Origin of the sequence: Streptomyces sp. NPDC050546 (genome assembly GCF_044457425.1) — a bacterium.
In the GTDB taxonomy this organism is placed as follows: Bacteria; Actinomycetota; Actinomycetes; order Streptomycetales; family Streptomycetaceae; genus Streptomyces.
This window is the reverse complement of sequence record NZ_JBITGX010000002.1, coordinates 104,888-118,073: the sequence shown is the minus strand read 5'-3', so window position 1 is coordinate 118,073 and position 13,186 is coordinate 104,888. Positions and strand designations below refer to the sequence as shown.

Below are 13,186 nucleotides of genomic sequence, written 5' to 3'. Positions count from 1 at the left end.
TCGGTACTTGTTGCGCGGTGCGTACGGGCGGTGCGGGGCCGGGGTGGCCCCCTCCCATCCTGCTCCCCGGCCCGGCGATCGGGAATCCCGTATACCGCTCTGACTGTCATCGCGTTCAGCGATAACCTGAGAACCATGTACGACCCCTCCCAGCTGCGCACCTTCCTGTCGGTGGCGCAGACACTGAGCTTCACTCAGGCCGCGCGGCGGCTCGGGCTGCGGCAGTCGACGGTCAGCCAGCACGTGCGGCGGCTGGAGGACGCCACCGGGCGGACGCTGTTCACGCGGGACACGCACTCGGTGGAGCTGACGGAGGACGGCGAGGCCATGCTCGGCTTCGCGCGCCGGATCCTGGAGGTGCACGAGCAGGCGACGGCCTTCTTCACGGGCACCCGGCTGCGCGGCCGACTGCGCTTCGGCGCCTCGGAGGACTTCGTGCTGACCCGGCTGCCCGAGATCCTCGAGGGCTTCCGGCACGACCACCCGGAGGTCGACCTGGAGCTCACGGTCGAGCTGTCGGGCACGCTGCACGAGCAGCTGGCCGCCGGGAAGCTGGACCTCGTCCTGGCCAAGCGGCGCCCCGAGGACCCGCGCGGTGAGCTGGTCCGGCACGACAGGCTGGTGTGGATCGGCGCGGAACGCCTCCGGCTCGACCCGGACCGCCCGGTGCCGCTGATCGTCTACCCGCCGCCGGGCATCACCCGCGCACTCGCCCTGGAGGCGCTGGAGCGGCAGGGCCGCGAGTGGCGTGTGGTGTGCACGAGCGGCAGTCTCAACGGCCTCGTCGCCGCGGCCCGGGCCGGCCTCGGCGTGATGGCCCACTCCCGCGGCCTCATCCCGCCGGGTCTGGTCCGGGTCCCGGACCGGGCGGGCCTGCCGGAACTGGGGCAGGTCGATTTCGTGGTGGTCCACGGCCGGCGCCGCCCCTCCGCACCGGGCGCCGCGGACGCCCTGGCGGCGGCGCTCCTGGCGGGCGGTGACCGGTTGCGCCGCAGCTCACGCAAGGACCTGTGACAACCGGAGTGACGGAATCCGCCGCCGCCGCGCTGACAGAAGAGACCCTTCTCAGAGGGCCCCGCACTGCGCCTGAAGTCGTACAGATTCGGTGGAGATTACGGCACCGAAACTTACTCAACCGTCAGTAATCTGTCCGACCCTTCCCCATGTGAGCGCTTTTTCCCTCGCTGACCAGCGCCGATGAGAGCGCTGCTCACCTTCGACCCCCCTCCCGCACCCTGGCCCCGTGGGGTAGCTTTCACGGCGCTGTGCGGAGCGTCACTCAACAGAAGCGCTGAGGAGCGGGGAGCGGGGTTTGCGCGAGTTCACCAACCCTCCGTTGGCGTTGGCACCTCCGGTGGGCGGTCTGGCCGACGTGGTCTTCGAGCATGCCCAGGAAGACCCGCTGTACATCGCCCTGGGCCGTAAGGACGACGCGGGGTACTGGCGGGATGTCACCGCCGCCGAGTTCCGTGACGAGGTGCTCGCTCTGGCCAAGGGCCTGCTGGCGAGCGGTATCCGGTTCGGCGACCGGGTCGCGATCATGTCCCGTACGCGCTACGAGTGGACGCTCTTCGACTACGCGCTGTGGACGATCGGCGCCCAGGTCGTGCCGGTCTACCCGACGTCCTCGGCCGAGCAGTGCTTCTGGATGCTGTACGACGCCGAGGTGACGGCCGCGATCGTGGAGCACGAGGACCACGCGATGACGATCGCCACCGTCATCGACCGGCTGCCGCAGCTGCGCCGCCTGTGGCAGCTGGACTCCGGCGCCGTGCAGGAGCTGTACGACGCCGGCGCGCACCTCGACGACGAGGTGGTGCACCGCCACCGGCAGGCCGTCACACCCGACTCGGTCGCCACGATCATCTACACCTCGGGCACGACGGGACGCCCCAAGGGCTGTGTCATCACGCACGGCAACTTCGCCTACGAGGCGGACACCGTCATCGAGCGCTGGGAGCCGGTGTTCCACTCCAAGCGGGGCGACGAGGCCGCCACCCTGCTGTTCCTGCCGCTCGCACACGTCTTCGGGCGAATGGTCCAGGTCGCGGCGATTCGCGGTGGGGTGAAATTCGGCCATCAGCCCCAGCTGAACGCGGCGGCCCTGCTGCCGGATCTGGCCGCGTTCAAGCCGACGTTCTTCCTGGCGGTGCCGTACATCTTCGAGAAGGTGTTCAACGCGTCCCGCCGCAAGGCCGAGAAGGAGGGCCGCTCCGGCCCGTTCGAGAAGGCCGTGGACATCGCGATCAAGTACGCGGACGCCGTCGAGGCCAAGGCCTGGGGCATCGGGCCCGGCCCCTCGGCGGGGCTGCGCATGCAGCACCAGCTCTTCGACAAGCTCGTCTACTCCAAGATCCGTGCCGCGATGGGCGGCCGGATCCGGCACGCCATGTCGGGCGGCTCGGCGATGGACCGGCGGCTCGGCCTGTTCTGGGCCGGGGCGGGCGTGCACATCTACGAGGGCTACGGCCTGACCGAGTCCACGGCCGCCGCGACCGCCAACCCGCCCGGACGCACCCGGTTCGGCACGGTCGGCCAGCCCATCCCGGGCATGACCGTGCACCTCGCGGACGACGGCGAGATCTGGCTGCACGGCCAGAACGTCTTCCAGGGCTACCTCAACAATCCCAAGGCCACGGACCAGACCCTGCACGACGGCTGGCTGGCCACCGGCGACCTCGGCTCGCTCGACGAGGACGGCTACCTCACCATCACCGGCCGCAAGAAGGAGATCCTGGTCACATCGGGTGGCAAGAGTGTTTCGCCCGGTGTGCTGGAGGAACGCGTCCGGGACCATCCGTTGGTCAACCAGTGCATCGTCGTCGGCAACGACCGTCCGTACATCGCCGCCCTCGTGACCCTCGACCAGGAGGCCGTGGAGCACTGGCTGGCGATGCGGGGCAAGCCGCAGCTGTCCGCGGCGGAGCTGGTGCGGGACGCGGACCTGGAGACGGAGGTGCGGCGCGCGGTGGTCGCGGCCAACACCCTTGTCTCGCAGGCCGAGTCGATCCGCACCTTCCGCATCCTGGCCCAGCCGTTCACCGAGGAGCACGGGCTGCTGACCCCGTCCCTGAAGCTGAAGCGCAAGGCGATCGAGAAGGCGTACGAGAACGAGGTCGAGGCACTCTACCGGGCATGAACTGCCTGTTAACGGATGGTGTGCCGCCCGTCTGAATTCTCCCGTCAGGAATGCATCACGGCTCGTGATCGTTGACGATGGGAGTACATCCGACCACATACCTAAGGATCGAGAGCTCGTGAGCAAGGTCCCCCAGATCACCCTGAACAACGGCATCGAGATGCCCCAGCTGGGGTTCGGCGTCTGGCAGGTGCCGGACGACGAGGCCGAGTCGGCCGTCGCGACCGCGCTGGAGGCCGGGTACCGCAGCATCGACACCGCGGCGATCTACGGCAACGAGGAGGGCACCGGCAAGGCCATCGCCGCCGCCGGTCTCCCCCGCGAGGAGCTCTTCGTCACCACCAAGCTCTGGAACGCCGACCAGGGGTACGACTCCACGCTGCGCGCCTTCGACACGTCGCTGGAGAAGCTCGGCCTGGACTTCGTCGACCTGTACCTGATCCACTGGCCGCTGCCGGCCCGGGACACCTACGTCGACACGTACAAGGCGTTCGAGAAGCTGCACGCCGACGGCCGGATCCGGGCCATCGGCGTCTCCAACTTCCTGCCCGAGCACCTCGAGCGGCTGATCGGCGAGACATCGGTCGTCCCGGCGGTCAACCAGATCGAGCTGCACCCGCATCTGCAGCAGACCGCCTCCCGTGAGTACCACGCGGAGCAGGGCATCGCCACGGAGGCCTGGTCGCCGCTCGGCCAGGGCAAGGGCCTGCTGGAGGTTCCGGCGGTCGTGGCCATCGCCCGGAAGCACGACCGCACGCCGGCCCAGGTCGTGCTCCGCTGGCACCTCCAGCTGGGCAACGTGGTGATCCCGAAGTCCGTGACGCCCTCGCGGATCAAGGAGAACATCGAGGTCTTCGACTTCGAGCTGGACACCGAGGACCTGGCGGCGATCAGCGCCCTCAACGAGGACCGTCGCATCGGCCCGGACCCGGCGACGTTCGACGGCGCCTGAGCCCTCCCCCGGCCCTACGACTGCCCGCAGCCCGTCACCCGGCTGCGGGCAGTCGTGCTTTCTCGGAGACGGTGGGTGGGGTCCTGCTCAGACCGCCCGGACCGCCGTGTGCACCGTGTGCGCCTCCAGCACGAACACATCCGCCCGCCGGTACAGGCTCGCCTCGTCGTCCGGATCGAGAAGGCGGTCGAGGGTGGCGAGATCGTCCGCGTCGAAGCCCTCCGGAATGCGCTCCCGCAGATGAGACAGGGACCCGACGACATACTCACGGGCCCGGTCCGAGACGGGCGCGGGCAGGTCCAGCAGGAAGGTGTGGGTCCTGGCGGGCTTCAGCCCCGCCGACGCCAGCAGGGCGGGCCAGTCCTCCGTCTCGGCGACGTAGCCCGGCAGCTCCGTCCGCATCCGTGTGAACCACTCCGCCTCCAGCGCGTCGAGCCGCGCCTGAAGCCCGGGCCGGCCGATACCGATGTCGCGCGGCAGATACCGCGGGGGCAGGCCGCCCTCCATGAGGGCCAGCGTGCCGCCGGGCGCCAGCCGGGCCGCGAACGCGGCGAGCGCGGCCCGCTGGTCGCCGAGGTGGTGGAGGCTGCGGCTCGCCCAGAGCAGGTCGGCCGGGTAGTCCAACTCCTCCAGCACATCCGGGAGTTCACCGGCGATCGTGCTGAAGCGGTCGGCGACGCCCAGCCGCTCGGCCCGTGCCCGGGCCCGTTCCAGCAGCGGCTCGGAGCCGTCCACCGCGACGATCCGCGCGCCCGGGAACGTCTCGGCGAACAGACACGACACGACGCCCGGCCCGCTGCCCACGTCGACGATCAGGCCCGGCTCGGTCACCTCGTGCGCCAGCCAGCCCATGGCCCGCTCGTACAGGGAAGCGAACAGCTCCGCCTGGGACTCCAGCCTCGGGGCCATCGCGGCCCAGTCGAGGTGCGTGTGGTCGTGGCGGTCGGGGCCGTGACGGTCGTGGTCGTGGTCGTCGTGGTCGTGGTCGTGGTCGTGGTCGTGCGCCATGGCGGTCAGCCTCTCCCTCGGATGCCGCCAGACTGCGCCGACGCACCGGGAGAAGGCCACTGCTGTTGCCGCTCCCGCAAAAAAACCGCGGGCACACCGATCCGCCGGGGCCGAAGCCCCGGCGGACCCGTGGGGACGGGGTGTCAGCCGGTCAGGACAGCGGCGGGTAGGCGTTCTGCATCAGCTGCCGGAACTGGGCGGAGAACCAGTGCCCGGACAGCGGCGCGTCCGGCAGGGAACCGGACAGGTTGTTGCCGTTGCGCGGATTGCCCGTGTAGGTCGGGTCGCACATCCGGTCGAAGCCCTTGCCCTCGTCGTTGGCGATCTCCTTGCTCGCCCCGTCGGACTCGCCCGGCGGCTTCATCCACACATAGGCGTCGATCCCCGTGGCCGGACCGGCCTGGGGCCGCTCGCCGAGGCCGGCTCCGGACTGGTTGCACCAGTTGCCGACGTGGATGCGGCGGTCGTAGCGGCCGCCGTTGACGTAGGTGTCGACGGAGGTCTGCGCACCGGGTCCGCTGGGCCGGGCCGAGCCGCCCCAGCCGTTGCGGGAGGTGTCGATCAGCATGCCGATCGAGGACGGGAAGCCCGCCGAGACCAGCTGGTTGCGGAAGCCCTGGGCGAAGGACTGCTCATCGACGTAGCGGTTCCAGTCGACCCACTTCGACTCGCGGACGGACTTGCCGGCCACGTTGTCGTTGATGGTGAAGTTGTTCTCCTTCAGGGCGCTGTAGTTCGCCGTGTTGGTGATGAAGCCGTGGACGTCGTTGACGGTGGCGCCCTCGGCGGACGCCGCCTCCTTGAACAGGGTCGCGGAGGCACCGAAGTTGTCGTCCCAGCCGATCCAGCCGTGGTGCCCGGCGTCGACGTAGTTGTAGACGTTCGCCACGTCGCCGAGCTTGTTCAGCGCGTAGCCGACGCCCTTGACGTAGTTGCCGTTGGCCTTCATCACGTCGCACTGCGGGGTGGCCGTGGGGCGGCTGCCGGTGTTGGTGACGAGGTTCGGCAGCGAGTCGATCTCGACGGTGGTGACGATCCGCAGCGAGGCGTACTTCGAGTCGGCGAGGATCGCCTTGATCGGGTCGATGTACTGCGTCTTGTACCGGTCGATCTCCGTCGGGCCGAGCTCGCCGTTGGAGGCGAGAGCGGCACAGTCACGGCCGGGCAGGTTGTAGATGACGAGCTGGACGACGAGCTCGCCGGAGCCCTTCTGGCGCAGCGCCTCGTCGAGGTGGGCGCGCAGACCCATCTTGCCGCCCGCGCCGTTGATGGCCGCGATACGGTCCAGCCAGACACCCGTGGGCTGGTTGGAGACGCGGCTGCCGCCCGGCTCGGCGGCAGCCTTCGCGGACCACTCCGGGTTCACGTACACCTTGGCGCCGGCATAGGGGTTGTCGACCCGGTTGGACGGGCCGCCGGGGCCCGGCGGGTCGGTCGGATCCGGGTTGCCGCCGTCGTCGACGTTGCAGGTGACGCCGTCGAGGGTGAAGGTGGCCGGGATCGCGTTGCTGCCGCTGTAACTGCCCTGGAAGCCGAAGCTGACCGAAGCGCCGGTCGCGAGCTGGGCGTTGTAGCTCTCGTTGGCCGCGGTGACGGCGGCACCGCTCTGGCTCAGCTTGGCGTTCCAGCCGCTGGTGACCTGCTGGTTGCCGGCGTAGGACCACTTCAGCGACCACGACGACTTGGCGGCACTGTTGTTGGTGACGGTCACGGCGGCGGTGAAGCCGGTGCTCCACTGGTTCTGGATCTTGTAGTCGACGGTGCAGGGGACGGCGGCGATGCCGGCGCCGTCCGGGTCGACGGCGAACGCCGTGCCGGCCGCGCCGGCGACCAGGGCCATGGCGGCCAGTAACGCTGTTCTCGTACGGCTCATGAGTGCGGGTTTCCCTTTCGCTGGTGGGGGTGTCAGCCGTTCAGGGCGCGCTCCGACAGGGACATGAGGGACTGAGGAACCGTGGAACCCGGCATGGCGCTCGCGCAGCAGGGGACGACCGCGCTGGGGCGGCTCAAAGTACTGAACGCGAGAGGTGTCGCATGAGCGACTCCTTGCAGGCCGGACACGCCGTGACGGACGCGTCGACTGATGGAACCGCTCCCACTGGTGTCAAGGAAGGTAGCGCCAAGTGTCTGTAAAGAACAGGGGAGTCGCTGACTTTCGCTCAACATGCGGCGTCGAATCTTTTCGACTCTTCAAGGCCCTTGACCGATACCACAGCCGTCCTCACGATGGGAGCGCTCCCACTGGTTCAAGCCTTGACTTCTCCGAGCCGCAAGGAGGAACCAGCACCATGCATCCCCCACCCCGGAGACGCGGAGCGGTGCGGCGCGTGTGGATCGCCGCCGTCGCAGCTCTCGCGCTTCCGTTGACGATGCTCTCCTCAGGGTCGACTCCCGCGCAGGCGGCCGCACTTCAGTGCAGTGTCGATTACAAGACGAACGACTGGGGCTCCGGCTTCACCGCGGATCTGACCCTCACCAACCGCGGCACGGACGCCATCGACGGCTGGACGCTGACCTACGCCTACTCCGGCAACCAGAGGCTGGGGAACGGCTGGAACGGCACCTGGTCGCAGTCCGGTCAGAACATCACCGTCAAGAACGCCTCCCACAACGCCCGGGTCGCCGCGGGCGCCGCCGTCTCCACCGGCGCCCAGTTCACCTACAGCGGCACCAACGCCGCGCCGGCGTCCTTCTCGGTCAACGGCACCCCCTGCACCGGCGCGCACCAGCCGCCGATCGCCGTGCTGACCAGCCCGTCCGCCGGCGCCGTCTACACCCAGGGCCAGGCGGTCCCGCTGGCGGCCACGGCGGCCGCGGCGGACAGCGCCACGATCAGCAAGGTGGAGTTCTACGACGACACCACGCTGCTGGGCACGGACACGAGTGCGCCCTACTCGCTCTCCGTCTCCGACTTGACCGTGGGCAGTCACTCCCTGGTGGCGAAGGCGTACGACAGCATGGGCGCCTCCGCGAACTCCACCCCGGTCGGCATCACGGTCTCCTCCGGTCCCACCGTCGTCGCCTCGCCGCTCCAACTGGGCGTCCAGTCGGGCAAGTCGGGCACCTACGAGGTGAAGCTGTCCAAGCAGCCGGCGTCCAACGTGACGGTGGCGTCGGCCCGCGCGAGCGGCAACTCGGGCCTGTCGGTCACGGGCGGCGCCTCGCTCACCTTCACTCCGCAGAACTGGAACACCGCGCAGAAGGTGACCGTCACCGCCGCCAACTCCGGCACCGGCTCGGCGGTCTTCGAGTCGACGGCCACGGGCCATGCGAAAGCCTCGGTCACCGTGACCCAGCTGGCGGCGGCGAAGGTCTACGACGCCCGCTTCCTGGAGCTCTACGGGAAGATCACCAACCCGGCGAACGGCTACTTCTCCCCCGAGGGCATCCCCTACCACTCGGTCGAGACGCTGATCGTCGAGGCGCCGGACCACGGCCACGAGACCACCTCGGAGGCGTACAGCTACCTCCTGTGGCTCCAGGCCATGTACGGCAAGGTGACCGGCGACTGGGCCAAGTTCAACGGCGCGTGGGACCTCATGGAGAAGTACATGATCCCCACCCGCGCCGACCAGCCGACCAACTCCTTCTACAACGCGTCCAAGCCGGCGACCTACGCGCCCGAGCTGGACACCCCGAACGAGTACCCGGCCAAGCTCGACACCGGCGCCTCCGTCGGCCGGGACCCGATCGCGGCCGAGCTGAAGAGCGCGTACGGCACGGACGACGTCTACGGCATGCACTGGCTCCAGGACGTCGACAACGTCTACGGCTACGGCAACTCGCCCGGCAAGTGCGAGGCGGGCCCCTCGGACACCGGCCCGTCGTACATCAACACCTTCCAGCGCGGCTCGCAGGAGTCGGTGTGGGAGACGGTGCCGCAGCCGACCTGTGACGCCTTCAAGTACGGCGGCAGGAACGGCTATCTGGACCTGTTCACCGGTGACGCCTCCTATGCCAAGCAGTGGAAGTTCACCAACGCGCCGGACGCCGACGCCCGGGCCGTGCAGGCCGCCTACTGGGCGGACCTGTGGGCGAAGGAGCAGGGCAAGGGCTCGGACGTCTCCGCGACGGTCGGCAAGGCCGCCAAGATGGGCGACTACCTGCGCTACTCCATGTTCGACAAGTACTTCAAGAAGATCGGCAACTGTGTCGGGCCCACGTCCTGCCCCGCGGGCACGGGCAAGGACGCCTCGCACTACCTGATGTCCTGGTACTACGCCTGGGGCGGCGCCACCGACACCTCGGCCGGCTGGGCCTGGCGCATCGGCTCAAGCCACGCCCACGGCGGCTACCAGAACCCCCTCGCGGCCTACGCGCTCGGCAACTACGCCCCGCTGAAGCCCAAGTCGGCCACGGGCGCGGCCGACTGGTCCAAGTCCATGGAACGGCAGCTGGAGTTCTACCGCTGGCTGCAGTCGAGCGAGGGTGCCATCGCCGGTGGCGCGACCAACAGCTGGGCGGGCCGGTACGCGACCCCGCCCGCCGGGAAGTCGACGTTCTACGGCATGTACTACGACGAGAAGCCGGTGTACCACGACCCGCCGTCCAACCAGTGGTTCGGCTTCCAGGCGTGGTCCATGGAGCGGGTCGCCGAGCTGTACCAGCAGACGGGGAACGCGCAGGCCAAGACGGTCCTCGACAAGTGGGTCGACTGGGCGCTGTCCAAGACCACGTTCAACCCGGACGGCACGTTCCGGATCCCGTCGACGCTGCAGTGGTCGGGCCAGCCCGACACCTGGAACGCGTCCAGCCCGGGTTCCAACAGCGGGCTGCGGGTCACCGTCGCCGACTACACGAACGATGTCGGTGTGGCTGCCTCGTACGCCAAGACGCTGACGTACTACGCCGACCGCTCCGGTGACACGGAGGCCGCGGCGGCGGCGAAGAAGCTGCTGGACGGGATGTGGGACAACCACCAGGACGCGCTCGGGATCGCCGTTCCGGAGAACCGGGCCGACTACAACCGGTTCGACGATCCGGTGTACATCCCCAGTGGCTGGACGGGCACGATGCCGAACGGTGACGCGATCAACTCGTCGTCGACGTTCGACTCGATCCGGTCCTTCTACGAGGACGATCCCGCCTGGTCGAAGATCGAGAGTTATCTGGCGGGCGGTGCGGTTCCGTCGTTCACGTATCACCGGTTCTGGGCTCAGGCGGATATCGCGCTTGCCATGGGCTCGTACGCGGAGCTTCTCGAGTAGCCCCCGCCGGGCGCTCCACGGGGTGGGCGGTTCTTCGGCTGCGGGTCCGTTGTGGCTGGTCGCGCAGTTCCCCGCGCCCCCAGCAAGAGGTGCGTCCGAAGCTCCGCGTACGTGGTCCTGCACCTGACGCGGGGCCACCACGGCCGGGCGGCTCCACCCGCACGGGAGCCGCCCGGCTCTCGCACGTTCCCCTCACGGAAGGACCCCCACCGTGCGAAGAACCCGTATCCTCACCGCCGTGCTCGCGCTGGCGGCCGGGCTGTTGTCGGGCGCCCCCTCCGCCCTGGCCGCCGATCCGCCCTCGACGAAGCTCGCCGCCGATACCTACACCTGGAAGAACGCCCGGATCGACGGGGGCGGCTTCGTCCCCGGGATCGTCTTCAACCGCAGTGAGAAGAACCTCGCCTACGCCCGGACGGACATCGGCGGCGCGTACCGCTGGCAGGAGTCGTCGAAGAGCTGGACGCCGTTGCTGGACTCGGTCGGATGGGACGACTGGGGGCACACGGGTGTCGTCAGCATCGCGTCCGACTCCGTCGATCCGAACCGGGTGTACGCGGCGGTCGGGACGTACACCAACGGCTGGGACCCGAAGAACGGCGCGGTCATGCGCTCCTCCGACCGGGGCGCGAGCTGGCAGAAGACGAATCTGCCCTTCAAGCTCGGCGGCAACATGCCCGGGCGTGGCATGGGCGAGCGGCTGGCGATCGACCCGAACCGGAACAGCGTGCTCTACCTGGGCGCACCCAGCGGCAAGGGGCTGTGGCGGTCGACGGACTCGGGGGTCACCTGGTCGCAGGTCACCAACTTCCCCAACGTCGGCAACTACGTGCAGGACCCGAGCGACACGTCCGGCTACGCCTCCGACAACCAGGGCATCGTCTGGGTCACCTTCGACGAGTCCACGGGAACCTCGGGCAACGCCACCAAGACGCTCTATGTCGGGGTCGCCGACGCGGAGAACGCGGTGTACCGGTCGACGGACGCGGGCGCGACCTGGCAGCGGCTTGCCGGACAGCCGACGGGCCAGCTCGCCCACAAGGGCGTCCTCGACGCGAAGAACGGCCACCTCTACATCGCCTACAGCGACAAGGGCGGCCCGTACGACGGCGGCAAGGGCCGGCTGTGGCGGTACGCGACCGGGACCGGCACCTGGACGAACATCAGCCCGGTGGCGGAGGCCGACACGTTCTACGGCTTCAGCGGGCTGACGGTGGACCGGCAGAAGCCGGGCACGGTCATGGCCACGGCGTACAGCGCCTGGTGGCCGGACACGCAGATCTTCCGCTCCACGGACAGCGGGGCGACCTGGACCAAGGCGTGGGACTACACGTCGTACCCCAACCGTGAGAACCGCTACACGATGGACGTCTCGTCCTCGCCGTGGCTGACGTGGGGTGCGAACCCGGCGCCTCCCGAACAGACGCCGAAGCTGGGCTGGATGACGGAGTCGATGGAGATCGACCCGTTCGACTCCGCTCGCATGATGTACGGGACGGGCGCGACGATCTACGGAACCGAGAACCTCACCAACTGGGACGGCGGCGGGAAGTTCACCGTCAAGCCGATGGTGCGGGGCCTGGAGGAGACGGCGGTCAACGACCTCGCCTCTCCCCCGTCCGGAGCCCCGCTGCTCAGCGCGCTCGGCGATGTCGGCGGCTTCCGCCACACGGACCTGACCAAGGTGCCGTCGATGATGTTCACGCAGCCGAACTTCACGACGACCACGAGCCTGGACTTCGCCGAGTCGAGCCCGAACACGGTAGTCCGGACCGGCAACCTGGACTCGGGCCCGCACATCGCGTTCTCGACGGACAACGGCGCCAACTGGTTCGCGGGCACCGACCCTTCGGGAGTCAGTGGCGGCGGCACGGTCGCGGCAGCGGCGGACGGGAGCCGGTTCGTGTGGAGCCCGCAGGGTGCCGGTGTGCACTACGCGACGGGCTTCGGCACCTCGTGGCAGGCCTCCGGCGGGATCCCCTCCGGGGCGGTCGTCGAGTCCGACCGGGTCGACCCGAAGACCTTCTACGGCTTCAAGTCCGGGAAGTTCTACGTCAGTACGGACGGTGGGGCGACGTTCAAGGAGTCACCGGCCGGCGGACTGCCCAGCGGCGACAGCGTCCGCTTCAAGGCCCTGCCCGGCGGGAAGGGCGATGTGTGGCTGGCGGGCGGCGCGAGCGACGGGGCGTACGGCCTGTGGCACTCCACGGACGGCGGGGCGAGCTTCACGAAGCTCTCCAACGTCCAGCAGGCCGACACGATCGGCTTCGGCAAGGCGGCGCCCGGCGCCTCCTACCAGACCCTCTACACGAGCGCGAAGATCGGCGGCGTGCGCGGCATCTTCCGCTCCACGGACAAGGGCGCGAGCTGGACCCGCGTCAACGACGACGCCCACCAGTGGGGCTGGACGGGCGCGGCCATCACGGGCGACCCGAGGATCTACGGCCGTGTCTACGTCTCGACGAACGGCCGTGGGGTCATCTACGGCGACAGCTCCGACGGCGGCTCCACGGACCCGGGGCCTGGCCCCGACCCGGCACCGACGGGCGCCTGCAAGGTGACGTACAAGGTCACCAGCCAGTGGTCGGGCGGCTTCCAGGCGGACGTCCAGGTCACCAACACGGGTACGAGTGCCTGGAGCGGCTGGTCACTGGGCTGGTCGTTCGCGGACGGGCAGAAGGTGTCCCAGGCCTGGAACGCCGAGGTCTCGCAGTCGGGTTCGGCCGTGACGGCGAAGAACGTCGGCTGGAACACCAACGTCGCGGCCGGTGCGTCCGTGGGCTTCGGGTTCACGGCGAACTGGTCGGGGACAAACACGAAACCGGCCGTGTTCAAGCTGGGTGACCAGACCTGCACGGTCACCTGACGGCCCTTGTGCCG

Annotated in this window: 7 protein-coding genes; 5 read left to right on the top strand and 2 right to left on the bottom strand. The window is 69.3% G+C overall.

Annotated elements, in window-relative coordinates:
• Nucleotides 1-135: 135 nt before the first annotated feature.
• The 3 genes from ACIBK5_RS05310 (at nucleotide 136) to ACIBK5_RS05300 (ending at nucleotide 4,091) form a co-directional block, all read left to right on the top strand.
• Nucleotides 136-1,014, top strand: a complete 879-nt coding sequence (locus ACIBK5_RS05310; protein WP_399016444.1) for a LysR substrate-binding domain-containing protein — start codon at nucleotides 136-138, stop codon at nucleotides 1,012-1,014.
• Nucleotides 1,015-1,312: 298 nt separating this feature from the next.
• Nucleotides 1,313-3,139, top strand: a complete 1,827-nt coding sequence (locus ACIBK5_RS05305) for an AMP-dependent synthetase/ligase (RefSeq protein WP_399016443.1) — start codon at nucleotides 1,313-1,315, stop codon at nucleotides 3,137-3,139.
• 160 nt (nucleotides 3,140-3,299) lie between these two features.
• On the top strand, nucleotides 3,300-4,091 hold the full coding sequence (locus ACIBK5_RS05300) for an aldo/keto reductase (protein WP_399017273.1): 792 nt from the start codon (nucleotides 3,300-3,302) through the stop codon (nucleotides 4,089-4,091).
• Nucleotides 4,092-4,178: 87 nt separating this feature from the next.
• Here ACIBK5_RS05300 and ACIBK5_RS05295 read toward each other — a convergent pair whose 3' ends face one another.
• Entirely contained in the window at nucleotides 4,179-5,099 is a 921-nt protein-coding gene (locus ACIBK5_RS05295) for a class I SAM-dependent methyltransferase (protein ID WP_399016441.1), read from the bottom strand.
• A gap of 151 nt (nucleotides 5,100-5,250) precedes the next feature.
• On the bottom strand, nucleotides 5,251-6,972 hold the full coding sequence (locus tag ACIBK5_RS05290) for a glycoside hydrolase family 6 protein (protein ID WP_399016439.1): 1,722 nt from the start codon (nucleotides 6,970-6,972) through the stop codon (nucleotides 5,251-5,253).
• Nucleotides 6,973-7,387: 415 nt separating this feature from the next.
• Here ACIBK5_RS05290 and ACIBK5_RS05285 point away from each other — a divergent pair, with 415 nt between their 5' ends.
• Both ACIBK5_RS05285 and ACIBK5_RS05280 read left to right on the top strand, forming a co-directional pair.
• On the top strand, nucleotides 7,388-10,306 hold the full coding sequence (locus tag ACIBK5_RS05285) for a glycoside hydrolase family 48 protein (RefSeq protein WP_399016437.1): 2,919 nt from the start codon (nucleotides 7,388-7,390) through the stop codon (nucleotides 10,304-10,306).
• Between the two features lie 211 nt (nucleotides 10,307-10,517).
• The gene (locus ACIBK5_RS05280; RefSeq protein ID WP_399016435.1) at nucleotides 10,518-13,172 is read left to right on the top strand and encodes a cellulose binding domain-containing protein; all 2,655 of its coding nucleotides are present in this window, start codon (nucleotides 10,518-10,520) and stop codon (nucleotides 13,170-13,172) included.
• Nucleotides 13,173-13,186: the final 14 nt, after the last annotated feature.